This is a genomic window from Cytobacillus luteolus, assembly GCF_017873715.1.
GTDB lineage: Bacteria > Bacillota > Bacilli > Bacillales > Bacillaceae_L > Bacillus_BV > Bacillus_BV luteola.
This window is the reverse complement of the sequence record NZ_JAGGKM010000003.1, coordinates 255,961-281,552: the sequence shown is the minus strand read 5'-3', so window position 1 is coordinate 281,552 and position 25,592 is coordinate 255,961. Positions and strand designations below refer to the sequence as shown.

Here is a 25,592-nt window from a genome sequence, read left to right as displayed (position 1 = left end):
ACTCTTTGGAGTCGAAAATTCTTAGAGGGAGGTTTAGGTGAAAAAATGGGGCATTATGCTACATTAACTGTAAATGGCTTTGAGCTTTATTCATCTAAAAGCTTTGTAAATCCCGAACTCATGACTTTGTTTAGGGAATCAGATAAACAAATACAAAACTGGATTGACGAAGATAATGAAGAATTGGTTTCCTATAGATATGTTAATTCAGTAAAAAATATCAAGTTGCGTTTAGATATTATGGGATTTAACTTAAACAATTCTCATAATGATTTTATAACGAATAATGACTATGAGTATTATGTACCCGTTTATGAAGATGAACAAATAGAAGACCAAGTGCTTTCTGGATATACATTTGATAGCTGGCTAAAAGCAATGGAAAATATAATTTTTAATAAGTTCAGTATTTATGAATTAAAAGATAAATTTTGTAATTTTAAAAAGAACAATAGTCCTATAGAAACCTATATTTTGATAGAGCATTTTGATGGTGAATCATTTTTTGGTTTTGAATCATCAGATATAAGATTTGTAATTAGAAGTCTATTGGAATTATTCAGCGACGAGGATAAATTTATTTTAGATTATTCTGACCTTATAGACGGTGGATATTGTGATGAAACTGATGAGCTTAGTCAGGAATCAATAGATTTATTATCTAAATCTTCCTTAGCTAATCAGAAGACCATTATAATAACAGAAGGATCTTCTGACATATCAATAATCAAAAGAACTATGAAGGTATTGTATCCGGATGTTTTAGAATATTATTCCTTTATGGATTTTAGTACCCCAAAAGCATCCGGTAGTGCAGCATCACTTGTAAATTACCTAAAAGGATTTATCGGCTCAGGTATTAATAACAAAGTTATTGGTCTTTTTGATAACGACACTGCTGCAATTGATGCAGTAAAAAATCTAAAAAATATTAATATACCCTCAAATATAAAAATTTTGCACTACCCAGAGTTAGATATAGCAAACCACTATCCTACATTAGGTCCTACCGGAACTATAAAAACAAATGTCAATGGTTTAGCAGGTAGTATCGAATTATATTTGGGGACAGATATTTTAATGGATAATCAAAATAATTTTACTCCTATCCAGTGGAAAGGGTACAATTCTTCATTGAATCAGTATCAAGGAGAAATTGTTGATAAGGACCTTTTACTAAAGAAATATTATGATTTACTAGATGATATAGAAAAAGGTAAATTACCTAATTTAGAAATACATGATTGGTCAGGAATGGAGAAAATCTTTGATATGATATTTAAGGCATTTGATTAAGTGTACAGAGTATATATATATTACCCCACCGCTTTTTTAGTGATGGGCTTATTTTTAGTCCTTCTTTAAATACATCTACACCGCATAGTAATCAAAACTGCATTTTGATGGTGACGAAAAGATAAAAAACTGTAATTTCACTTACTGCTTTAAACTTGGAGAGAATCTAAATATTTGATTTTTTATCTTTTTCACATCAAGGGGGAGGAACCTGTTCCGTTCCTTATAGCTGGACTGAGCAGGATATTTATGAAGGATCTAGAAAGATAATCTTCGATTATTTCAGTAACCACTCTAAGTAACTTATCAACAATAAAAGCCCTACACGATTCCTAGATTGTTAATCTGTAGGGCTTTTTTATCCATTGGTAAATGTGTTTTGCGTAGCCTGGTAAATTCCTTTACGAACAGTGGTAAAAAAGATGGCAAGGGTGGTAAAATCCCTTGGCTGTAATCAGAATCTAAGTAATAAATAAATTTGATAGCCTGGGAATCACCGAGGAATATAAATCCAGTTAAATAAAAACCTAATAAAAATGCAGGATCTAAAGTAGATCTGCACTTTTTGTATTTTCAATATAAATATGCAAAACTAGATCGCAAGTAATCGTTTGCCAATTTAATTGTTTTTTCTGATATGAGTCAAAGACTTACAATACTCGATTACTTTTTAGTGATTTTTTTGCATGATCTTATTATTCTCTACTTATCTCCTGAAAATTTGATTCAATTAGTTCGTATAATATCTACTCAAACTCCGACTTTAAAACAAGCCAACTAAAAGTAGTTGGCTTGTTTTACTACTCTTCAAAAATAGAATTTAGCTTCCTTCTCCATTCGTTCTCATATATTACCTGAAACTCTATATTTTTTTCACCTAGGTCTATTCCGAGTTCATTCCACGATGTTTTCTTTCCCAATTCGTTACATAACTCAAATACACTTTCTTTGTACTTAGTATCTTCATTTTTTAGGTGTAATCCTTTTGTTTCAATAATATATAAAGTATCGTAGTCTTGTTCGTTATCTTTACTTTTATCGGCAAGAATGAAATCAGGATAAATTCTGTTCTTTTTCCAACCCTGAACATAATAAAAATTCTTCTTTACAAGATTTCTATACCACCATAAAAGTTTTTCTTGCTCCTCAAGATAAAGTGCTACTTTCTGTTCCAAGCCGTTCATATCGTCAGCTGGAACTTGTTCAAAAAGACTCAGCTGAATAGGTTCTCTGTTTTCCTTTGTCAATCTTGTAGAATTATCTTTTATCGTTATTCTACTTGGAATTCTATGAGCTGAATCCTCTTGAATAAAAAACTGAATTCTTTTTTCTATTACTAATTCCCTAAAAACATCTTCGGCTAATCTATCCCTCTCAAGTTCTAACTTTTTGACTAGTTCTTCAATAATATACACAAAGTTATCTTCAACCATTACCTTATCGTACCTTGTTGAGAGTTTATTGAACACTCCCTCTGCTATTTCATGTGCTATCCAAGGGTTTGGAACAACCGATAACATATGACGAGTTACAAATAGAGGATCGATAGATAGACCAGCTATAAAATCTTTCTTATTAGAGATTTTAATTACTTCTTCCTTGTCGTTACTTGCTGTAATATCTAATATTTGATCCTTTTGTTTTCTTTTTTCTAATGTTAAATTTTCAATTTCTGAAAGATCAACTTTAGACCAATCTATTCTTCTGAATATGTCCATTTCGTAACTTACTTCACGCCAGTTATTTTCCTCTTGATATACAAAACGAGGTAAAAATATCTTCCCTTGAAATTTTTTATATTTTTCTCTGTATTTAATTGGTATTTCTCTAGCATTGGGTATCTGGCCACCAGTATCGGAAGTCTCGGAGATTCTATTAGCTATATCACCCATTCCATCTTCTTTGAGCCTTTCCCTTATCTCATCTATAAGTCTTCCTGACTGTTGTCTATAGCAATAGACATAACTTTCATCCAAATCTGAAATACCTGTTTTTTTTGCATATGGTTGTCTAAGTATTCGACCTACTAATTGAGTCATCGATCTCTCTGCTTGTGAATTACTTAATATGGTTAAAACATAAGCAAATGGACAATCCCAACCTTCTTGTAAAGCTTGTTTAGTAATTACATATCTAATAGGACAATCTGGGTCCATTAAATCAATACCTTCAATATCATCAGTTTCACTTGTTTTAATTGCGATATGATCAGTAGGTATATTGCATTCGTTTAATAGATAATTTTTTACATCCTCTGCATGGATATAACCCTGTCCAATTTGATCACCACCTGTTCTTTCCACTTGTACTAAGCATATTGGACGAATTTTCATACCTGAGTTAGCAGCATAATCTATAGCAATCTCTTCTAATTCATTTCTTTTACTTACACTTTCAAGCATTGTGTGTCGCCAGTCCGTACTAGCTTTATTATTAATGTGTAAATCTAGCTTTATCATTTCTTCTTTTAGTAAGTCCAAACCGGTAACATTTACAAGTTTGTTACTTAATTCTGTTGGAGTAGCAGAGAGTTCTACAATTATTTTCGGATTAAAATTCATAATAGTTGTTTGAGCATTAATACTGTAACTCTTATGGCCCTCGTCAACAATTATTATTGGTTTCAATAGCTTGATAGTATTACCTAAAGAGGTTTTTATTTGATTACCGAAGAATCCAGTTTCATCTGAGTAACAATCAAGATTACCTATTTTCTCTAGAAGTGCATTATTCTCTGCTGGTGAATCTTCATCTGGAAAAAACACCTCATAACCACCTGAATCTTGAAATATCTTTAAGGTTTCTCTAGTCTGTCTATTTGCACTTGGTAACATTAAAAGCATTATTACTAAGTTTTCTTGGATATCTTGTGGAGTAAAATAATCACTCTTCTCAATAATCATTGTCCTATCTCCACTTGCTATATCAAGAGATTGTCTATATGGATGTTCCCTGTCTTTTAAGCCTTCTAATGTTTGTCTGTATATTTGATTACTTGGGACAATCCATAAGATGAAACCTGTCTTACTTTGCGTATAATAAGTCAATATGGAGTCTACAGTTTTTACTGCAAGTAACGTTTTTCCTCCACCAGTTGGAACTTTTAAACAGAAATTTGGTAAATACTCACCTAAACCATTCTTCTTAGGTTTATACTCTTCTTCTAAACCGAGTTCTTCCCATGCTTTCTTCGGAAAATCGAATTCGAAATCTTTATCTATTAGTATTTGTTCATCAAATTTGGCTTTTTTCTCTAACAATTTATCCAAGTAGATATTAACTTGTCTAAGTGAATATTTTTGAAAATCTTTTAATTCCATTAATATCAACCCTTAAATTTATATATTTCAAATGGAAGTTGGCAAAACTCAATATTAAGTTCATGTAAATGATTTTGATCTAAATATTTCATAGGTGCAAATACTAATCTTTTTTTCCCAGCATATGTTTTTAACTCTCTAGCCTTCTCTAATGTAAGTGCCGTAGTTTTTAGATATTCCATATCTGGTTTGTAAAAAAGATACACTTCATATTCAGTTGACTCACCAATATATGAAATAGACTCATTAACTTGTTCAGGATCAAACTCTTCCCCCGTCGATGTATAGAAAACATACCTAGCTAAATCCCCATATGATGGTAATCTATCACCTTTTAAGAACAGTTCCATTTCAATAGCATTACCTAATGAAAATAAAGAAAAGCTCCCACCAAACCCATTTTTCACACTTTCATCTCTTGCTGTTTCAACACCATTAATTATTCTACGGACTCTTTCAGCTGTTATATCGTTAGCATATTCTTCCATTTCTACTAATATAAATTTACGATTGCCGTAGTCTTCTTTATTTAACTCCAAAACAGCATGTGCAGTAGTACCTGATCCAGCAAAGCTATCTAGAACTATTGCATCAGGATTACTATGAAGGCCAACAATCCATTTATATAGTTTAACTGGTTTAGGGGTATCGAAGATTTTCTCTCCAAATATATCCTTAATAATCCTAGTTCCATCTGCATTACTTCCTAAGTCATCCAACCATGTCTTCCATCCAATTTTTTTAGTAAGCTCACGAATCTTAGCATAAGGAACCCATCTTTTAGTTTCACCATTATACGTTACCCCATCATCATAGGGCATCGCTTCCCAATGTGCATGTTCGTAATCTTCTAAAATTGCCATCATATCAGGGTTATTCTTTCCCCATCTCCAATGCCCCTCTTTACCATCGTTACGAATAGGATAAACCTCAGTTCCATCAGGAGTGGTAATAGAAAACCATTGTCCAGGACGATCCTCTCTTAGTGAAGTTCCTCCCCATTTTCGTAATTCTCTACCCTTTTGATATGGTCCAAATTTATCAACTAAATTGAGTTCTCCTACATCTACTTCTTCTTGAGTTAAACAAGAAGGATCCCCATTATGATAGATTACTATATATTCATGTCCAGTTCTAAGGCCAGTTTTTTCCTTACCACCACTTGGCTCCGATAACCAAGGAGCACATGCAACTCTGTTTTCAGCACCAAATATCTCATCCATTAACAAACCTAGGTTATGTACCTCATGATCATCAATTGTTATCGCAATTATTCCATCTTTACTCATTAATTCACGTAATAGTTTTAGTCTAGGCATCATCATACAAAGCCATTTATCGTGCCTGCTTAAATCATCTTTATTCACAACTTCTCCCAGCCAACTTTGCATCATAGGTGAATTAACATTATCATTATAGATCCATTTTTCATTACCAGTATTATATGGTGGATCAATTACAACGACCTGTACCTTACCACTATAAATGGGAAGTAGAGCTTTAAGAGCTTTCAAATTATCGCCTTTAATTATTAAGTTATCATGGAGACTCACTTTTTCTGTAATACTCTTATCGTTTTCTGGTATTAATTCGTGATATTTTACCCCGTAATGATAATTTTGAACAAACGCCTTCCCCTTGAAATTTATAATTGGCATTTTAATATCCTCCCTAAAACTAGTCCTTATACATATAATACCAAAGGTTGTAACTATATGCTGTCGAATTTTGCAGTATTTTAAGAAGTGTATTTTGTGAGAAATAAAAAGATGAAGATATGATAATTATAAAAAGCGTCCAATTAAGACGCTTTTATTCTTGTTTTATTTATAGATTACTCTATATTATAGACCAATTAGATTGATGTAGTTTTATTGTTTGGTGCTTTAGTATCTTCAATAGAAGGCATATTATCAGTTTCTGCATTTCTAACGAATTTCCTAATAGTTTCAACCTCAATAAAATAATTTTCGATCTGCTCAATTTCATTTTTTCCAAAAGATGATGGTCGATCTAATAACCTTCTATATAAGTCATAAAACTCAGATTCTCCATGTCTAAAAGATTTAAAATTTTTATCAACTTTGAACCCCCGATGAAATGCCAACAATATAGCGGTATGAGAAGAAATTATTGTTACTAACAAACTTGATGAGTTAAAATTTCCTGCATTCATACTTTGAATTAATATTGGTATGGTTATTGAAGAAGGTATCGTCCAGCACAAACAATAGTAATGAAAATTCCTGTATTTTTCAGCTTGGTTTTTCCAAAATATTAAAGTACCTTGTATCCTTGAATAATGTTGTGTTAATAATTCTCTTGTTTGTTCTGAAAAGTGTTGGTTTTTATCAAATGATTCTCCACCTGGGTGCAATTTAACTTTTCGAAGGATTGCTTTTAAAGTAGGGTAAAAAGTTAATATAGCAGTTAACAAATACCCATAAGTAAAATAAGTCCAAACGCTCATACTTCTCTCCTCATCAATTATTTTTTAAAACTATCCTCAAGTAAAGACAGGAGCATTTCCCATTATTATAGTAAAAGTTAACATAAATACTATCTTGGATGATATTCAGTCGTTTAAACGTAAAAATAACTCACAATAATTACTTAATTTGATATTTGATTATCTTTTATTCTATTTAACCTAGTTTAGTTGCCAGACGTTGTAAAAGGGCTGCAGTTTCCTTTTTCTTTCTTTCACGTTCTTCTATTTCTAACTTTTCGTCCAAAATAAATTCTATTCCAACTTTTACTATAGGAAATATTTCGTTACATTCTTCCTCTGATAACTCATGGATACCTTTACTTAATAGCCCATAAATATTTCGGTTTTCAACTAGATAATCTGGAAGATACTCCTTTAGACAAAGAATCTTTTCATTCATTTTATTTGGATAGTCAGCTTCGGCCCATCCTGGTTGACTTTTAGCTTTTTGATGTGCTTCTTCAATTAAGCTTTCAAATATTCTTCTTAAATAGACCAATGAGCCTGCTCCAATTCCATGCGAGTGTAAGCCTAAGCCCCTGTTAAAATCCAAATAGCTCTTCCCAAGAATCCTCCTGTATTTTTTATAGTTATTTTTTGTTAAATTGGCAAGTGCCGGAAATTGACCATATTTTATTATATGATTATCATCTATACGACAACAAAAAGTTAAGGCATGGCTTTCATCCTTTGCACACAAAAAAGTCTTCTTTACATCTGAATATGTTTCTATCAATTCTTGGTATTCAATTCGCTCAATTCGGGCGAAATCATCTTCTCCAAGTTCTGGTCTTTCTATATCTCCAATGGAACTGTATTCAGAGCTAAAATAAATAGGTCTGTTTATTAAATTTCTTCTAGGTTTTTGTTCAATCATTGAAAACACACGTTCAGTTTCACATTCACTACAATAAGCATCTAATTTATACTTTCCTTCTAAAAAACACTTCAGTTCCTCTAAATCGTCTTTAGAAATCTGTACCCCTCTTCCGTATAACCCTGAATAAACTAAAAAATCTGCTATCTTTTGTTTCAAGTTATATATCCTCCATTACTTAATTCTCAATAAGATTTTAAATTCGACATAAAATGATCATTTCCTTCAACATGGCTGATTCTATTGTGGCTATTATGGTTGTTAACTATTAAACATAGATTAAATAGTTAAAGGGATGAAAAATAGTGATTTCATCCCTTTAACTAAATTACTTCTATTTGAATTTTCATTTACTATGCAGCGTTCTTCCTGACATGCTCAGTATCTATTGCAACTTAAAAATCTCCACGTAGGGCAAGTTTGATGCGAAATAGCAGTAATTTCAGGATTTTGGTAACTCCAACAATGTGTTAATCTGCAGTATTTATTAACTGTTATTTTCTTTTTTGTAACATGTAATTTTTCATTTGAAGATAGCACACCACTGACAAAATCGAAATATCCCAAATAGAACCACCTTTTATTCTATCAAAGAAACTTTACGGTACTAACTACTAATAAATTTCTAATTCACAACTATAATTATTATATACATCCTTGTTCGCTGGATTAAAATAGTTACTTGTTTGGATGGATTTCTTGTCAAAAATTAAAAACTGAAAAACTTCATAATTTGACCTCATTAATTTTTTCAACTAGTAAAGTTCTATCCCATAAAACTATTTTATTTGCCTCAGCCAATTTAATAGCGGACTTTGAAAATCTACTATTTGTTATAACTAATCCTTTAGAAAGGTTATAATAATTTACGCCAGCTACAACTTCTTGGATAGCAGAGTTTGAAACAGTTCCTGAGTATCTTTTAGCTTGAATACCAATTTTCATAGCATTTTTTTCGGCAATTACATCAATTCCTTGATCACCAGAAATTTTTGTTTGTTCAGTACGGTAACCCATTTTTTCAAATAGACTACTCACAAATTTTTCAAACTCTTCACCAGTCATTAGGTCTACATCATTAATACTAATTAACCCTTTGGATGTTATAGGTTTACTAAGTAAACGGTTGCTATATTCACTTAAATATTCTTTTTCTAACAAGTAATTTAATGTTTGTATACAGCTTGAATAGTCTTTAATAATTTTTGTAGAAAATATTTTTTTCTCAGTAAATTTATTGTTCTTCATCAGGAAGTAGAGAAACTTATGCTTGATTTCACCATTATTTGAGTTTAATTCTTCAATATTAAGATATTTAATGACACACTCATGAAGAGTAATATTTTCTATATTTTTAAAATGTCTCTTAAAATTCTTAGAAAAACTTTCTGCACCAAAATCTATTACAACTTCATTAGTAAATTTCCATAACTCTTTCAAATTAACATAACCAATCTTTTCATTAACTAGCAACTTAGATAATAAGATTAACCTACTTAAAACTGGGTGCAGTTCTTTCTTTTTCTGCTTATATCCAGAATAAGCAATAATTTCTTCTGGTTTTTTACGGCTTACACTATCAATATATTCCTTTCCAATTATGGATATTAGCCTTTCAACCTCATGATTACCTTCCCTATCTATAAAATAAGTAGGATCTTCGGCAACAAAATTATATATAAAATCATACTTATCTCTAAGCATTTTCTTTGTATTCCTCCGTAAGAAAAAATAGTATTTTAGGTTAGATTATCCTTAGAATTTTTAATAACTGTGAAATATATTACAAATTTGCAAGAAAGTGAACCCTAATGTTGTTAAAATATTCGGATACCTCATATACAATTTTAGAAAAACACCCAAAATTTCTTACTTTTCGGTTCTCCCCAAAAAAATTGAAGTCAGGAGGTAATCCGTAAATCCCATTGTAAATAAGAAATGCCTATCTTCGATTTCGTTTTCTTAAAGATTTCAATTTTTTAATCTGATGGGTTTTTAAATTCTTTAATTCATCTTGTTTAACATATCCTAAATGTTTCATTATCTCATCAAATGCCACCATAGTTCTATTATTAATAAAATCTGGCCTAGACATTGTAAAATTCCTATAATATAGAAAATTTTTAAATGAATTTTGATTTGAAATGTTATAATCGCTTAATATTGGAAAGATTGGCTTTTTCCTCTTTGCTAATAAATTTCCCAGCATTTCAAGTTCCTCTATATCGAAATCATAGTATCCTTTTATTATAGAATTAATTTCACTATTAATCTCTTCTCTTAGTTCTGTCTTAATGGGTTCAAAATAAGGAAGCCTTCTTGGAACAACAGTGATAATATAAATCTCTTCAATTCCAATAAAATTTTCTTTATATTGATGTTCAGTATTTAATATCTTTAGAATTGCCTTCTGTGCTTGTAGGATTGGTCCTTTAACCATGCTATTTAAATCATTTTGTATGCTTTCCTCTTGTGAATCAATTATTGAACCGTTTTTAGCCTTCCTTGTCTTAGCTTCAAATATAAGTAATTTTGAATTAAGTCTAACCATTGCATCTGGTGACTTGTCTGCATTTTTACCAAACTTGAACTCTTTAATTAATGTATAAGGTAATTTTGATTGTTTAATACATTCTTCCAACAAGAGTTGTATATATAGTTCAAAAGGTTTTCCATAAAAGGAAGAAAATGATGTATCATCACTAGGATAAGCCTGCCTAATATGATAATAAAGACTTTCAAATAGTTTATCTTCTAAATATCTATTATAAACCGGAACAAATTGTGTTCCATTTATAGTAAAAAATGGTTTCCTTTGGAATAGTGAGAAATCCCATGGTTTACTTATTGCTTCAATAGCCCATTCTTTACCTTCATCAAAATCAAACATCATAGGTTGTAAGATTATGGGTGCTATATCTTTTAATATAGTGGTTTGGAAGTACTCCAAAGAGGTAATTAAATCATCGGATAAAGTCTCCTTATTTATATATTTTGAGCATAAAGCAGTTATACAAGCAAAGTAGTCTCTAATGGAGTATCCATAATGTTTTTTAAAGTCTGTATGAATATCAATAAAATCGCTTGGATGAAAATTATCTTGATTCTGAGTAATATCGTTATAAATTAAGGCTGACCTTCCAATAGCAGCACTGACATCTTTATTTGTATTAAAATATCCATTACTCATTAATTCATAAATTACACTTCTACTATCTTTATCTTTTAATTTTTCTTCATTAACTAAGTGATCTGATATTTTAAGTGATAATGTAATTAGTTCATTTGTACAATCTTCTCGTGTTAAATGTGTGGACTTAAAAAGATTCTCCTTTTCTCCATATGCTAATAAATATTTCCATAGATTTAATAATCCTTGATGACTGAAAACTGAAAAACGAGTTAGTTCAGCTATCTTTTCATAACTAAGATGTTTTTTATTATATAGGTATTTAAGGTATGACCCCTTAATATTAATGTCATTATGGTCTTTAAACATTAATTCCGAAAGATAAATTAACGAATCACTTAAGGGAAGACGTTTTATAGATTCAATAATGCTACCTATATCACACTTTTTTTTCGTAATCTCTTTGTATGTTAAATAGACAAAAAAACCCCTCACAGTATTCCTCCTCTGTTCTACCCCACATAACCAAAGTACTCACAAAATACCAAAATATAAATACCGCCACTTCCGATACCACACATTATAAAAGAATAGATGAATCATAATGTTTACATCTATCCTTTTTGTATTACAAATCTCCATTTTTAGCATTTTTTCTTAAACTAAGCTGGTTTAGTTTAAGTATATTATTTTACAAATTTTTCATTTGAAATGGATATCGTCATACTAATAGGTTAATTAAACACACTAAACCTTTAAACTGATTTGTTTGTAAAAGCGAAAGCGGTTTAAGTGGTATATGTAGTTATGTTAGCAAGTGTTGTTTCTATTATTACTTCGTTAAGCTAGCATCTGATAACATCACATAAAAAGCTAACCGAGTTCTTCTAGGAATCAATTAATTTTTGATAAGTCTTTGTAATTAAGTTAATGTTTGATATTCGAATCTACGCACTTTATTCAAATATGCTATATGACTAGGGATAATTTCATCTTCTAATTTCAAATATTTTATTGCATATTTAATTTTCATTTTGCCCCTTGCTTTTTCAGGAGCTAAACAAAGACATTTTGAACCTTCATTAGCGACTGATGGATAGGACCAACCATCAACTTTGTAAATAGTATATGGATAGAAAAGCTTGGCTATCAGATTTGAAACACGGTATTCGTGTTCTTGTCCTATATCAACTTTCCTCATAAATTCATATTTAAAAAAAGCAGCTATCATTCTGTATATTTGATCAAATTCACCATTATCAAAGCAATATTCTCCTATATCAATTAGATCTACATCTTTTATTACATCATAAACGATTAACCAAAAGTATTGGTTATTTTGCATTTTCATCTCTTTCATGGCAGTTTCCATGTCTTCAGCCACGTACAACAAAGACTCTCCTTCTTTGTTAACTCGTCCTGTTTTTACAATCTTAACAGGAGGATTCCATGCGTCACTCTCTGTTTTCATTTCCTCTAAATCATCCCCGCAAGTTCTAACACGGAAAAGATTAGTACCATTTATTATCCGCCTTGAAGAAGAAACCATATTTATTACAGAATGACCGGCACTTGGAGATGGTATATAGGAAACAACATCTTTAAGTGTTGATATAATATCCGCTTCGTTCACCCTTTTTAAATCTAAACTTTTAAGCTTTCGTATCTTTTTTTCCATTTTCTCTGGTTTGAAAACTCTAATGTATTTTTTGTAGTTAGGTATATCTAATCTAATTTTACTACATGGCAATTTGAGTCCCCCTCTTTTAGTCTATCGTATTCGACATAAAAACAAGATTTCCTATCTAAAAATAAAAGTCTTAGGGATGTAAAACAATTAAAAAGAATGTTTTTTTCTAAGCTTGTTCAACTATTTTTTCATAAGGTATCACTTTTTCTCAAAAAAATAAAAAAGCACCCTAATAGGATGCTGCTTGTCATTATTTTTGATATAAGGGTATAATTTACTTAATTCCCTTTTCATCTATTACTAAAATAATATCTTTTGTAATCTTATGAATAAGATTAACTTCCTCCATACTCCTATTTCTCATAAAATTACTATGTAATAGTATCAATTCTTCTTTATTCACATCTGCATTTATTGGGACTTCACTAAAATTAAAAATCTCATTAGGCATGATTCCAAGACCACTAATAATTTTTTCTAATGTCAACAAAGATATATTTCTCTCTCCTCTTTCGATTCCACCTATATATGAATGCTGCAAACCAGTTATATCTGCTAATTCTTCTTGAGTTAGACCTTTATGTTTTCTAATACCTCTTATTCTTTCTCCTACTATATTCAAAAAATCAGTCATTTATATCACCTCTTCTCAAGAGTAGAAGAGACTAACATTGTATTTAAGATGCATAAAATATAAAAAAAAGGAAAAATTGTACTTATAAGTACAATTTTATATTATGGAGGAGTATTCATGGCTTTAATTAAAGCAAAAGTAAAAATTAAAGGAACAAGGGCACTAATTTTTAATAACTTTAATAATGATTGTATACCTTTACAAAAAAGAGAAAAGGAAGGAGTTGCCGGAAACAATCCAAATGAATGGAAGAAAACATTTTTAGTCACAGCAGAAAAGCAATTATATCTCGATTCTAGATATATCTTTGCTTGTATTAGATCAGGAGGAAAATATACGCAAAAAGGGAGAGGAACATTTGAACCAGATATTTCAGCATCATTACAAGTTTTAAGCGAAAAATTACTTATAAATCGATACCTACCAAATGAAAATGAAATTTCTACAGATGATAAAGAACCAGTTTATATCGACATAAGACCAGTTTCTAGAAGAGGAGCGAAGAACATTCGCTACAGATTAGCAACAGCAGTTGGTTGGGAAAGTGAATTTGTAATTGCATGGGAAAATACATTAATAAGTCCTGAACAAATGGAAACGATTTGTAATGATGCAGGAACATTTGCTGGATTTGGTGATGGTAGAAAAATAGGTTTTGGTCGATTCGAAATTACTGATTTTCAATTAATTAATTTACGAGAAGCCCATTATGCCTAAGAATAGAGTTCCAACAGAAACATGGAGAAAAAATATCAGGCCTTTAATATGGAAACGAGACAAACAAAAATGTACTCATTGCCATATACTTGTTAATTTAACCGAATGCCATATTGATCATATTCAAAGTGGAAAATATGCAAATAATGGGTTAAAAAATTTAAGAACACTTTGCAGAAGGTGTCATGTATTACGTTTAGATTCAAATCATAGAGGAATGATAGCTAAAGCATTACTAGATAAAATTATTCCGCCAAATTGGAGAAAGTATGTATGGAGTGACTAAAAAGTGAAATTTCGGGTAAAATAAATTCAGGTTTTCTTGATGAAAACTGAATCGGGTTTCTTCAGGTCAGTTGCGGTCCGTTTAGGTATTGTACGGTACGGCACGGTACGCTCCGGTGCAGTTTGGTATGGTTCGGTATGGATAATAATAAACTTACTCTAATCTAGTCTACTTTTGATTTACAAAACTCAAAAGTTCCCCCTTATTTAAAAAAAGCTTTACCTCTAATTGAAGTAAAGCAATTTATATAGAATTATTAACTAATAATCTTATCTAGTCCCTTAAATTCAAGTTCTTCTAACATTTTATAGGCTTTATTCTTATTTATCTGTACTTTTAGATGTTCTAAATCAATTTTAAGAGGAACCTCACAGTTGATTTCTGCTAGTTTTAACGAAATTAAAAGGCTATCCAAATCATTCTCTATTTTTGTTTTTATAGATTTAGAGACATTAGCTAAATTACCTAACACACCCTGTACAGATTGGAATTCTTTAATAAGTTTTAGTGCCGTTTTTTCTCCAATTCCCTTAACTCCACTATAATTATCACTTGCATCCCCCATAAAAGCTTTTACTTCTGAAAATTGACTTGGTAATATTCCATATGTTTCAATAAATTTTTCCTTTGTAAAGATGTTATAGTTCCCTATTCCATTCTTTAATATTGCAACAGAAGTTCTATTATTGACTAACTGCAACAAATCCTTGTCACCTGTAACTACTGTAATATTATTATCCGAACTAAGTTCCTTGACAATTGTACCTATACAATCATCAGCTTCATAGCCTTTAACCCCGATATTGGGGACGTCAAAAGATGAAACAACATCTTTAACCAAACTGAATTGTGGTATTAGCTCCGAAGGTGCTTCAGACCTATTTGCTTTATATTCTGGATAAATCTCTGACCTATATGATCCACCTTCTAAATCCCAACAAACTATAATATGTGAAGGATTAAAAGTTTCTTTTGCTGTTAAGAAGTGCTTTACAAACCCATATATAGCATTGGTAGGAATACCTTTACTATTAATCATAAAATAGTTATTAATAGCCGTTGCATAATACGCTCTAAACAAAAGAGCCATTCCATCAATTATCATCAAATGATTTTTACTCATAGTTTACCTCACTTTTAAATGTGTTAAAAAAATATTTAAAATTAAAATTAAAAAATAACTCACTAAAAGTATAAACTATATTTTTGTATAAGGGTATATCAATAAATGTTAAAACGAACAATTATTAGAAATCACTTTCCACTTCTTAATTGAACTACCTTGCTTTGTTTTAGTTCGTTTATTTCTCTTATTAATTTTATATTATTATTTCTAATCTTTAACATCTCTTTACTTAAAGCATCTCGTTCTCCACATACAGATTTCAGTTCACTTTCGAGTTCATTAATTTTATACAAAAGGACTTGGTTATCAATAATATTAAGTTTTAATCCCTGAAAACAATCTATTAGTTCTCTTTTCTCAGTTTTTAGTCGTTCCATTTCTCTAACCCTAAGCAGATCATCCTCTTCAATTTCTTTAATGCGTTCCTCAATATATAAAGCTAGAGTGTTTGGATTAGCATAAATGGTGCTTCGGGGTACTTTTGATCCAGCTACAACCTTTACTACGTTAAGTTTTGAAAGCTTTTTACCTTTTTCTCTTATTGTTCTTTGTTCAGCCAATAGTTCATAAAAGAATTTTTCTAAATTATAAAGTTGCTCTTGAATGTTCATTTTAAGAGCATTTAACTCTCCTATACCATATTTTATTGTTTTCTCATTAATCATATCTCTAATGTTAACTTCTCCACCCATAAGGCTACCTCCAGTTCAATTTCATTAATTCTTGTTATAACATCTTTCAACCAGGGATAAGAAGTTAAAACTTTACGTTCTTCGCCATTTTTAACTTTGTCGTAAAGCATAGAGAATTCAACACTAAAACAATTGATATAAAATTTTTTTAATGCTTGGTATTCTATAGAGTACTGACGTTCAAATTTAGGATTTATTTCAAATAGTTTTTTATTGTGTTCAACAACTTTGGCTTTTTCACAAAAACGCTTATATGTGAAATCAAATGATGAAATATCAGCAATATGTGGTCTAATAAAATACCATTTCTCAATTGTAGCTAGCCGTTCTTGCCTTTCGCAAATTGTTCCAATTGCTTTTGTACAAAGTCCTACATATGTTTCTCTCAAAGGATTATTTTTCATAGTATCAATAATCTGGTCTATATCCTTGAAAATATTTAGTTTCTTCTTTGATAAAAAGTTATTAATAATATTATATGCCTTTACTAACTCTTCGTCCGAAAAGTCACACTTAATATTATGTTTAACCTTATTAGGATTAGACTCTAACATCGAACCGTCTGAAGATGCACGATAGAATAAAGCTTCTATAATGTCTTCATCATCACGAAAGTAATGTTTAGTCATTTCTTCCTCTAGATGGTTCATATGCCTTCTTAACCATTGTAACTGTACACCTCTATTTTTTAATTGATTAACTAATGCCACTCGAAATTGATGAGGGTTTATATAATAAAACTCTTTATCTAACTCCTTATAGTCAATATACAATTGTGTTTTATACTTATTAACAAAAGTTCTAGGGGTAGTTACATGTATTTGACTTTTTTCTATTTCAGAAAGAGAATCAAAATTTAATACCGCTTGATGTCTCAGAAAAAATATTTTAATATTTCTTCTAATCATGTTTTGTGTATACCTTTTACCGGTATACTCATTAGTGTGTAGGTAATTAGTATTAAATCTTTTTCTTCTCTTTTGAGATATTTCAACCCACTTTTTATAAGCTTTTACCGCTTCCGGAGATGCGATTGTTTCTGTCCATTTACCATCTATATCAAATGTTGTTTTATATGTAATGAATTCAATATAATATGCATTTTTTGAATCGTTAAAAATACTAAACTTTTTTAACCGGTCTGCCTCTAAAAGCTCGCATTCCCCAATCCTCATACCTGTATTTGCAAGTATTATTATTATACAAGCAGTAGTTCTTTGAGAATAGTTAAGGGCTTCGTTATCTATATCTTCTAATGCACATTTTTTAATTTTGCTATATAAATTTTGGGGGATATTAGGAGTTTTATTTGTTTCAACTTCATTATTAATCTTCTTTCTATTAATGCTAGTCCAAATCGATTCAAAAGAACTATAATCTAAGTCAATTCCTAAAAACTCCATTTCATGAATGATTTTTTTTAATCCTGATATGATTAATTGTAGGTATCTTTCGGTTACGTTGTTAAACTTTTTCTTTATATACTGCTTAATAATAAAAGCAGTAATTAACTCTGGCTCGTAAATAAATTTCTCGTTCTCTAAATATTTAATTAAAGTTAATACTGGGCCAAATATTGCTTTTTTGACAGAATGTATTTTACTTTTATTAGAAATCCTTTCTTTAAAAAATACATTTCTTAGTACTGTTTTCTTTAAAATTATGCGAAAGGTAGTTGAGTGTATCTGAGAAAAATTAAATTTATAATCACTCGGGTTATTATAGTTTTTCATAAATCTAGTAAAATCCCATACATTTTCTGCAAAGTTTATATCATTGGTGATAAAATAATTTGGCTCAAATATTTGCTCTTGTCTTTCCTCTGCTAATATCTCAATAATATTGGGCTCATTCCACTCTAAGTCAATATCAATCATTTTTCTATCCATTTTTGTTCTCCATTATTGTATATATTTCAGCCAAGTACACACTGTATAACTTAACTAGTCCGTTATAGTAATTTCTTTCATTAGAATTATTCGTTCGGTCTATTCTCTCCTTATATATTTCTAATTTTCGTTCAAATTCCTTAACTCGTTCAACAGTAGTTATAAAATTTCTGCAAGTTAAGCAAATGTACTCACTATCGTGCAGTATTTGTTCTTCTATATTTTTGATACATGTTTCGCTTGAACATACCCCCGTATTATCTTGAACAGGAATATTGCTCTCAATTAATTCTTCACTTTCTAGTACTTTTCCATAAGTTTTTACATCATCTAAAGTAACTTCATATAGAGCTTCTAAATATCTCTCAATATTTTCCCTAGTTCTATAGTGTTTAGCTGCAACACTTGCAGTATTTCCAGTAACTGTTGTGACTTCTAGTGTGGAAATCGTTCCATCTTCCACTCCTTGCCACGCATTCTCTATGAAAGTATCTCTAGCATTATATGGTATATACAATTTTTTAATTTTATCAGAACTGTTTAATTCAGAAACGATATCCCTGAAAACTTTATTATAGCTATGCAACAGCGTGGTTGCTTCTCTTTTGTGTACATTCCTATTTGATTTGTTGTACCAAATAAATACAAACCTTTTAAAGTATTCATCTGCTATCTCGAAAACCTCATGAGTAATTTTTAGTGCTTGTTGGATTAATCTTATATGTTCTAATAAAAATAACTCATTAATAATTTCACCATTTGAGGTCTTACTATAATATTGTAAAACTCCATATCCTTCACTTATATTAGTAGACACTATACAATCTCTTTGCAATCCAAAAATTTCACCAATTCTGAGTTTAGTCGTTATTGACAATTGGAATATTATAAAAAATAATTCATCAATTTCTGTTAATTGACGCTCTTGAAAAGCACTTTTTATTTCTATGTAATCTTCTACAGATATCGGAGTTCCTCCGTCATATTCAATTGTTAAATAAGAAAGTTGCTGAATATGAAGTTGTGATATTTGATATTTATTTTTAACAAATTCTAAAAATGATCTAATTGCTTCAATATATGAATTTTTTGTGTCTTGTGTAAAATCCTCTCTAGCAATTAATTTTGAATAATGTAACAATAGAAACGACGATTGAAATAATTTAGCATTTTCTTTACTTATTTGTAATACATTTTTACTATTTTCATAGTATTCACTTGCTTCATTTAAAAAGGAAATCATTCTTTTAAAAATAGAACCTATTTTTTTTGTATTTAAACCCTTAATCCAGATGTATTGTTTTAAATCCTTCCTTAATTCCGAATTTTTTACTTTTGTAAAATCTGCAAAAACTTTAACATTGTTTCTTATATTTTTTATTTTAGCTTTATCAGGTAGCAATACCCATTTATCTGAATTAGGTACATCATCAATTGGATTATAAATATAGATTTCATAATTTCCCTCAATACTCTCTAAAAATTTTTTCATAGATAATACATCTTTATTAAAAGAAGCTGTATTAAATAAATACTTACCATTTTGCTCAAAATATGAATCATTTATATATTTATAAAACCTTAGAAGGTTGGACATAAGGTAAATATTATCTTCTTCCTCACTCCAACCAAAAGACTTAATAATTTTTTTATAAAAATTATACTGTATCTTAAATATTGTTTCATTGAAGTCACTGGTTTTTGTAACTAAATTTCCTGAAAGACTTTCATCAAAGTAATAAATAAAAACTCTAAAATCCAGTAGTGATAGTTCCTCGTAGCTAATACTACAAATGTATTTAATAAATCCTTTCATGATAGAAAATATGTGACGATTATCATTCTTTACATACAGGTGCATTATCCTTTCATTATTATTTCTATTTAAGTATGCAATTTGTACTATTTCATTTGGCTTTGATCCCTGTGGGAAATTTGTACGTATTATGTGTTCAATAAAATCGTTTGTTTTACGATTTATTTTCTTCTTCTTTACTTCTGTATGAATTAATAAGTGAGAGTAGTCTTCGAAAAAACTTATAATTTCTTCATTAGAAGTCACATTGGCTACATACTGATAAAATGAGGTAGTTGCTGTCGATAATATCCATAACTTTGAATAATGTAACGGTAGTCTTGAAATCTCCCCCCTAATTTTACAGTAGTTATCCCAATTAACATCAGTTTCTTTCTTTATAAATGTTGTTAAAACATCAAAAAAACGATTGAAATATCCTTCCTCAATACCTTTATCTTTAGACCATTTATAAATCAAGTTTCCTATTGGTATTCCCCAGTCTGTCTTTTCTTTCCCTCTTTGAAATGCTTTATTAATGATCGGAAAACTATTTGAAATTTCTTGAAAATATAATTCATTATATCCTAAAGTTTTTGATATCTCTTTTTTGGTTAATCCTTTTTTGGCTAAACTTTCTATAATTTGTAAAGATTCTTCTGTTAGCATTTTTTCATATTCAAAGGTTCTTATTCTTTCTTTAATAATTACATTTAGTTCTTGATTTTGTTTTCTCCATTGAGAAAATCTATATTTAGAGATGCCTATTTTTGTATATATTTCTTTTATTGTTAATCCTTCATTAACCCAATTTCTAATTTCTTTTAATCCTTGACTAATCCAGTATTTATAATCAGACATACGTGGCTCCTTTATTTTTGTTCTTTACTTCAAATTTAGTTTTCTGACGTTGATTGTTTTTTTTAAGTATGTCACTTTGTTCCTCTTCATCTGGATTATAGTAAACCAAAACTGTTGATATATTTGAATGCCGTAATGCTTTTGCTAATTTAACTTCTGAGTAACCCTCTTTTACTTTTTTCATAGCAAAACCATGTCTAAAACGATGATTAAGGTTTGTCTTCTTTACATCCTCATCTAAATAAATATCTAATACTTCAAAAATTCTTCGTATTACTAAATTCCAACCTGTAGAACTTAATGGTGTATAGTGATGATTACTTATAAAAATGTATTGATTTTCATTACTTAGTAAAGATGAGTGGCCCACTCTATCTGCATATGCTTTTTCAGTTAAATTTTTTAATTTTATTGGATACTTATTTAATAGTATTGGGTTCCTAGTTAAATCAATATATTCTTCAATTAAATCTCTCATTTCATCACTAATTACAATAATTTGATAACCAGTTTTTCGTGATGTATATGTTTTAGAAGAATAATCCTCCGTGCTTCGTGGTGTATAAACACCTTTTGCTTTTTGATGAGGCCGATCAGATATTCGATTTCTAAGAATTAATCTGGTTATTCCTGATTTAAGTTTTTCGATATCCTCAAAAGTTAGGCCTAAAACTTCACCTATTCGTAAACCATACTCAAACATTAGACGTATAATTATTTCTTCTCTTATATCACAGAAGATTCTAATATAATTTAGAATATCTTTATACTGTTGCTCTTTTATATATTTTGGTGGATGGATATTTTGTTTTAACTTTTTATTGGAATTATATCTATCTACTATTTTCTTTTTAGCATGCCCTAGTAGTCCTCCCCCACTTTCTACTTTGATTGTTTTCTGATCAAATAGTGGCCCCTCTTTTATCCGATAAACCCGTTTATAATATTCTCGAATAATTCCCAAATAATTATTGATTGTTATATTTCCTCTCTTGGTTTTTAATTCTAGATCAAATCTATTCCCCTTACTTTTACCACCTTCAAGAAAAGCCATTAAACGTTTGGTTTCTGCTTCACTCAGTCCAGATGAAAAATTGATAATGTTAAATAATTTAATAAAAGAGTAAAAAACTTTTAATCCTGTAAATGCTTGTTCTCTTTTCTTATATCCCTCATCAACAATAATGTTATTTAGGTAATTGTTTGGTTCTTCAAGCAAATTTCCACTTTCATTAAAAATTACAAAATAATGACAGTTAGCTGATTTCTGAATGAACCCAAATATGCCTACTTTATTAATGAGTTCCCCATCACTATCAAACCTCTCATATACTGTTCCTAGCGAAGTTTCTCTGTCCAGTACCTTACTCATTTGTTCTACCTCCTAATTCCTTATTGGGTATAAAAACAATAAAAAAAGCCTCTTGGGCTGAATTCTACACACTTATCCCGTGTGAAATTCAGCCCAAGAGGCCACAAATAAAAAACAAAAGCGTCATTAAGACAATAATATATTATATTATAGATGATTTTAAAATATTGTAAACGCTTTTTAAGTAGGACTTTGAAATTAAATAAAAACTTACCCATTTTATTACCTTTGTTTTTAGGCACTTCTGGTATCTATTTTGTTCAAGTATTCTATATTGCTTAAACAAATAAACTCCCTAAATTTAAAGGTGGTTATTTTCTTCAATTTACTAATGAATTTTAAGAATAATCAAATATTTCTATGATTTTTCTTTTTATCTTGTGAACTCCTTTATCTTTTTCTATTGACTTTGTTACTGTTACAAATCCTTATACTTAATTACATAGGACTATAATTTTCTGGGTGTTATGAGGAGCATCTTTAAAAATTTTTAATAACTTTTCTAATGAATCCATACATTTTCTGATGTATGGATTATGTATTTTCATTCTATCAAAGTATATTATAGTACCAGTAACTTTAACTACACTATTTACTTTTTTATATATAAGAATTTTTTGCATTTATTGAAAGACCATAACTACATATACAAATTAATTAGTTTTCATAAGGAATTTCAAGCATAAAAAAAAGCCCATCTCTTGGACATGTTAGTTAGGGTTCATAATAGGGCTTTTAAATCAACCATTTGAAGTGGAGTAATTCCCTTTTCTTCAAAAAAAACAGTTGGGTTATAGACAGCATAATTCCCAAAACCTTTTTTCATTAAAATTACTTCAATATTCTCATCTAGTAACTGAAGAATATCCTGATCTCCAGTAAGAATGGATACCTGTCCATGCTTTCGATAATGATTAGCTAGTGTTCCTATACAATCGTCAGCTTCATATCCGCTTAACCCAATATTAGGGATATCAAAGGATGCTGCTACTTCTTTAACAAGTTCAAATTGAGGGACAAGCTCAATTGGTGCCTCGTTTCGATTTCCTTTGTAATCTGAGAACATTTCAGTTCGGAACGTTGTACTCCCCATATCCCAGCAGCAGACAACATGTGAAGGGTTAAAATGATTTACTGCAGTAAGCATGTGTTTCACAAAACCATGAACAGCATTCGTAGGTTGTCCTTTACTATTAATCATATAATAGCCACTCATTGCCGTTGCAAAAAAAGATCTAAATAAAAGTGCCATTCCATCTATTAAAAGAACTTTCGATTCATTCATATGTTAATACCTCGTATAATTAGATTTTTTATCAGAACATCGTCTATTATACCATAGTAAGCTTAGTAGGTTATAAAATCCTTCTTCTTCTTTTGGCTAATCTATCCAACATTAACTACTAATTTGGAAACTTACGAACTGTATTATTTATGCAACCTCGCCTTGGCTGTTTTGCTCTTTTTGGGGCTCATAAACTGATTTTTTGCCACCTCACCTTGGCTGTATTACTCTTTCGGGGGCTCATAAACTGAATTATGCCACCTCATCCTGGCTGTTTTACTCTTTTGAGGGCTCATAAACTGATTTATGCCACCTCACCTTAGTTGTTTTACTCTTTTGAGGGCGCATAAACTGATTTATACCACCTCACCTTAGCTGTTTTACTCTTTTGAGGGCGCATATACTGATTTATACCACCTCACCTTAGCTGTTTTACTCTTTTGAGGGCGCATATACTGATTTATACCACCTCACTTTAGCTGTTTTACTCTTTTGAGGGCGCATATACTGATTTATACCACCTCACCTTAGCTGTTTTACTCTTTTGAGGGCTCATAAACCGTTTTTTTGTTATCAAAAAAATAAAAGCCTTCCCCTATGGGAAAGGCCCTGCAAATAAACCTACTATTCTTTTTTCTCTTTACTCATTTTTTCTACTTCTATTTCTGCATAGGAGACAAAGTCTCTTTTTAAAGAATCCTCTTTTTCACTCTTTTTATGCTTATCCTTCTCTTTAGCCATTGAGTACACCACCTATATAAGTGAGATATCAATTAGTATAAATTGAAGGATATTTAATTATGTATAATATTATTTCTCGATAGGATTTTCTGGATATGAAATCCAGCCACTCCAACTTCCACTATAAAGCTTTACATTTTGAAAGCCTGCTTCTGATAGAGCAACAATATTAGGACAAGCGGTAATCCCCGATCCACAATAAACTATAATTTCATCATCTTCTCCTACGATGGAAGAAAAACGACTTGTTTGTTCTTTAGATTTCTTCCATTTTCCTTGTTCATTCAACCCATCCTTCCAGAATGAATTTACTGCACCAGGAATATGTCCAGCTACTTTATCGATAGGCTCTTCGATTCCTAAATATCTGTTCTTTTCACGAGAATCAATGAGAATGGCAGATTTTGTTTCAATTGCTTTTTTAACAGCGTCCATATCAACAACCATGCTACTTCTAACTTCTGGACTAAAGTTACTTCTAGTAAACGTTGGTACATTACTGTTCACTGGATAGCCCTTCTCTTTCCAGCTAGAGTAACCACCATCTAATATATAAACATTCCTATGACCCAAATAGGATAGAAGCCACCAAAGCCTAGAAGCGAATGCCCCACCTTGGTCATCATAGGCAACAACTGTCACAGATTCATTAATTCCTGTTGCCGATAGTTTTTCTACAAGTTCTTCTATAGAAGGTAAAGGATGTCTACCACCGTGTTCTATCACTGGTCCTGATAAATCCTTTTCTAAATCATAGAAGATAGACCCTTCTATATGTTCTTTCATATACTCATTCAAACCAAAAGACGGGTTTCCTAATTGAAAACGGCAATCGATAATACGTATATCTGAGTCATTTATCCTCGAAAATAGCCAATCTGCATCAATAATATGCTTCAAACGATATCCCCCATTGTATTGATTTATTTTCTCTCCACAAACTCACGTACCATATCCTCAGTTACAAGCTTGCGAGTTGGTGCAATTCCCTGTTTGGCTAATTCGTTTATCTTTCGTGTAACAGCATTAATATTGTCTACAGAAAAAGGTTTTTCTTCTTTACATAAGGTAACAGCTTCTGCTATGTAGAATTCACGCATTTGTTCTAATTGTAAAAAACTCTTCACGATTTCATGTTGTTTTTTTGAGTGCTTAGATATTGCTTCATGTACATTTCCAGTCATAATTTTCCTCCAATTAGTCCTTTTCAAGGCCCTGCTTCTTTATCAATTTTATAATATTTTCTTTTGGCTCCCAACAATTAAAGACATAGTCTGTTTTTGTTTCATAACCTAGTCTACTACAAAAATAAACCATTCCTTTATCTTTTCTAGTTGGCACAAAATTTACACACGTTGCACATGCATGATATTGATTCTTTTTTAACATG

19 protein-coding genes and 1 pseudogene are annotated in these 25,592 nt (G+C 30.4%); 3 read left to right on the top strand and 17 right to left on the bottom strand.

What is annotated here, in order from left to right; translation table 11 throughout:
• Positions 1 to 45: 45 nt before the first annotated feature.
• Complete coding sequence (locus J2Z26_RS09845; RefSeq protein ID WP_193539443.1) at positions 46 to 1,296, top strand: HEPN/Toprim-associated domain-containing protein; 1,251 nt, start codon at positions 46 to 48, stop codon at positions 1,294 to 1,296.
• 800 nt (positions 1,297 to 2,096) lie between these two features.
• On the opposite strand, the gene J2Z26_RS09840 is transcribed toward J2Z26_RS09845, so the two are convergent.
• The 8 genes from J2Z26_RS09840 to J2Z26_RS09805 form a co-directional block, all read right to left on the bottom strand.
• Positions 2,097 to 4,616, bottom strand: coding sequence for a DEAD/DEAH box helicase (locus tag J2Z26_RS09840; RefSeq protein WP_193539444.1), 2,520 nt, complete (start codon positions 4,614 to 4,616; stop codon positions 2,097 to 2,099).
• A 5-nt stretch (positions 4,617 to 4,621) separates the two neighbouring features.
• Positions 4,622 to 6,274: a site-specific DNA-methyltransferase gene (locus J2Z26_RS09835; RefSeq protein ID WP_193539445.1), complete on the bottom strand. Its 1,653-nt coding sequence runs from the start codon at positions 6,272 to 6,274 to the stop codon at positions 4,622 to 4,624.
• Between the two features lie 197 nt (positions 6,275 to 6,471).
• Entirely contained in the window at positions 6,472 to 7,086 is a 615-nt protein-coding gene (locus J2Z26_RS09830) for a DUF4231 domain-containing protein (RefSeq protein WP_193539446.1), read from the bottom strand.
• 175 nt (positions 7,087 to 7,261) lie between these two features.
• The gene (locus tag J2Z26_RS09825; protein ID WP_193539447.1) at positions 7,262 to 8,143 is read right to left on the bottom strand and encodes a hypothetical protein; all 882 of its coding nucleotides are present in this window, start codon (positions 8,141 to 8,143) and stop codon (positions 7,262 to 7,264) included.
• A gap of 567 nt (positions 8,144 to 8,710) precedes the next feature.
• Complete coding sequence (locus tag J2Z26_RS09820) at positions 8,711 to 9,688, bottom strand: restriction endonuclease (RefSeq protein ID WP_193539448.1); 978 nt, start codon at positions 9,686 to 9,688, stop codon at positions 8,711 to 8,713.
• 238 nt (positions 9,689 to 9,926) lie between these two features.
• Complete coding sequence (locus J2Z26_RS09815) at positions 9,927 to 11,609, bottom strand: hypothetical protein (RefSeq protein WP_193539449.1); 1,683 nt, start codon at positions 11,607 to 11,609, stop codon at positions 9,927 to 9,929.
• 427 nt (positions 11,610 to 12,036) lie between these two features.
• Entirely contained in the window at positions 12,037 to 12,864 is an 828-nt protein-coding gene (locus tag J2Z26_RS09810) for an RES domain-containing protein (RefSeq protein WP_193539450.1), read from the bottom strand.
• A 214-nt stretch (positions 12,865 to 13,078) separates the two neighbouring features.
• On the bottom strand, positions 13,079 to 13,438 hold the full coding sequence (locus J2Z26_RS09805) for a helix-turn-helix domain-containing protein (protein WP_193539451.1): 360 nt from the start codon (positions 13,436 to 13,438) through the stop codon (positions 13,079 to 13,081).
• A gap of 117 nt (positions 13,439 to 13,555) precedes the next feature.
• Here J2Z26_RS09805 and J2Z26_RS09800 point away from each other — a divergent pair, with 117 nt between their 5' ends.
• Positions 13,556 to 14,155, top strand: a complete 600-nt coding sequence (locus J2Z26_RS09800; RefSeq protein WP_193539452.1) for a hypothetical protein — start codon at positions 13,556 to 13,558, stop codon at positions 14,153 to 14,155.
• Entirely contained in the window at positions 14,148 to 14,441 is a 294-nt protein-coding gene (locus J2Z26_RS09795) for an HNH endonuclease (protein ID WP_193539453.1), read from the top strand. Before J2Z26_RS09800 ends, J2Z26_RS09795 begins: the two co-directional genes overlap by 8 nt.
• A gap of 256 nt (positions 14,442 to 14,697) precedes the next feature.
• On the opposite strand, the gene J2Z26_RS09790 is transcribed toward J2Z26_RS09795, so the two are convergent.
• The 9 genes and pseudogenes from J2Z26_RS09790 to J2Z26_RS09750 all read right to left on the bottom strand — a co-directional run bounded on the left by J2Z26_RS09790 (position 14,698) and on the right by J2Z26_RS09750 (position 25,591).
• Positions 14,698 to 15,564, bottom strand: coding sequence for a 5'-3' exonuclease (locus J2Z26_RS09790; RefSeq protein WP_193539454.1), 867 nt, complete (start codon positions 15,562 to 15,564; stop codon positions 14,698 to 14,700).
• 131 nt (positions 15,565 to 15,695) lie between these two features.
• Positions 15,696 to 16,259: a hypothetical protein gene (locus tag J2Z26_RS09785; protein WP_193539455.1), complete on the bottom strand. Its 564-nt coding sequence runs from the start codon at positions 16,257 to 16,259 to the stop codon at positions 15,696 to 15,698.
• Positions 16,229 to 18,148 (bottom strand): site-specific integrase, encoded by a 1,920-nt coding sequence (locus J2Z26_RS09780; protein ID WP_193539456.1) that lies wholly within the window; start codon positions 18,146 to 18,148, stop codon positions 16,229 to 16,231. Before J2Z26_RS09780 ends, J2Z26_RS09785 begins: the two co-directional genes overlap by 31 nt.
• The gene (locus J2Z26_RS09775; RefSeq protein WP_193539457.1) at positions 18,141 to 20,804 is read right to left on the bottom strand and encodes a hypothetical protein; all 2,664 of its coding nucleotides are present in this window, start codon (positions 20,802 to 20,804) and stop codon (positions 18,141 to 18,143) included. The genes J2Z26_RS09780 and J2Z26_RS09775 overlap by 8 nt, the downstream gene beginning before the upstream one ends.
• Positions 20,797 to 22,176, bottom strand: coding sequence for a tyrosine-type recombinase/integrase (locus J2Z26_RS09770; RefSeq protein ID WP_193539458.1), 1,380 nt, complete (start codon positions 22,174 to 22,176; stop codon positions 20,797 to 20,799). The genes J2Z26_RS09775 and J2Z26_RS09770 overlap by 8 nt, the downstream gene beginning before the upstream one ends.
• Positions 22,177 to 22,900: 724 nt before the next feature.
• Positions 22,901 to 23,461, bottom strand: a pseudogene (locus J2Z26_RS09765) (5'-3' exonuclease); the annotation flags it as partial.
• 810 nt (positions 23,462 to 24,271) lie between these two features.
• Positions 24,272 to 25,102, bottom strand: a complete 831-nt coding sequence (locus J2Z26_RS09760) for a sulfurtransferase (protein WP_193539460.1) — start codon at positions 25,100 to 25,102, stop codon at positions 24,272 to 24,274.
• Positions 25,103 to 25,125: 23 nt separating this feature from the next.
• Positions 25,126 to 25,386: a YpbS family protein gene (locus J2Z26_RS09755; RefSeq protein WP_193539461.1), complete on the bottom strand. Its 261-nt coding sequence runs from the start codon at positions 25,384 to 25,386 to the stop codon at positions 25,126 to 25,128.
• 13 nt (positions 25,387 to 25,399) lie between these two features.
• The gene (locus J2Z26_RS09750) at positions 25,400 to 25,591 is read right to left on the bottom strand and encodes a hypothetical protein (RefSeq protein ID WP_193539462.1); all 192 of its coding nucleotides are present in this window, start codon (positions 25,589 to 25,591) and stop codon (positions 25,400 to 25,402) included.
• Position 25,592: the final 1 nt, after the last annotated feature.

Coding starts and splice junctions, on each gene's coding strand:
- J2Z26_RS09845 (WP_193539443.1), top strand. CDS start 46: ATGGGGCATTATGCTACATTAACTGTAAATGGCTTTGAGCTTTATTCA.
- J2Z26_RS09840 (WP_193539444.1), bottom strand. CDS start 4,616: ATGGAATTAAAAGATTTTCAAAAATATTCACTTAGACAAGTTAATATC.
- J2Z26_RS09835 (WP_193539445.1), bottom strand. CDS start 6,274: ATGCCAATTATAAATTTCAAGGGGAAGGCGTTTGTTCAAAATTATCAT.
- J2Z26_RS09830 (WP_193539446.1), bottom strand. CDS start 7,086: ATGAGCGTTTGGACTTATTTTACTTATGGGTATTTGTTAACTGCTATA.
- J2Z26_RS09820 (WP_193539448.1), bottom strand. CDS start 9,688: ATGCTTAGAGATAAGTATGATTTTATATATAATTTTGTTGCCGAAGAT.
- J2Z26_RS09805 (WP_193539451.1), bottom strand. CDS start 13,438: ATGACTGATTTTTTGAATATAGTAGGAGAAAGAATAAGAGGTATTAGA.
- J2Z26_RS09800 (WP_193539452.1), top strand. CDS start 13,556: ATGGCTTTAATTAAAGCAAAAGTAAAAATTAAAGGAACAAGGGCACTA.
- J2Z26_RS09795 (WP_193539453.1), top strand. CDS start 14,148: ATGCCTAAGAATAGAGTTCCAACAGAAACATGGAGAAAAAATATCAGG.
- J2Z26_RS09790 (WP_193539454.1), bottom strand. CDS start 15,564: ATGAGTAAAAATCATTTGATGATAATTGATGGAATGGCTCTTTTGTTT.
- J2Z26_RS09785 (WP_193539455.1), bottom strand. CDS start 16,259: ATGGGTGGAGAAGTTAACATTAGAGATATGATTAATGAGAAAACAATA.
- J2Z26_RS09780 (WP_193539456.1), bottom strand. CDS start 18,148: ATGGATAGAAAAATGATTGATATTGACTTAGAGTGGAATGAGCCCAAT.
- J2Z26_RS09775 (WP_193539457.1), bottom strand. CDS start 20,804: ATGTCTGATTATAAATACTGGATTAGTCAAGGATTAAAAGAAATTAGA.
- J2Z26_RS09770 (WP_193539458.1), bottom strand. CDS start 22,176: ATGAGTAAGGTACTGGACAGAGAAACTTCGCTAGGAACAGTATATGAG.
- J2Z26_RS09755 (WP_193539461.1), bottom strand. CDS start 25,386: ATGACTGGAAATGTACATGAAGCAATATCTAAGCACTCAAAAAAACAA.
- J2Z26_RS09750 (WP_193539462.1), bottom strand. CDS start 25,591: ATGTTAAAAAAGAATCAATATCATGCATGTGCAACGTGTGTAAATTTT.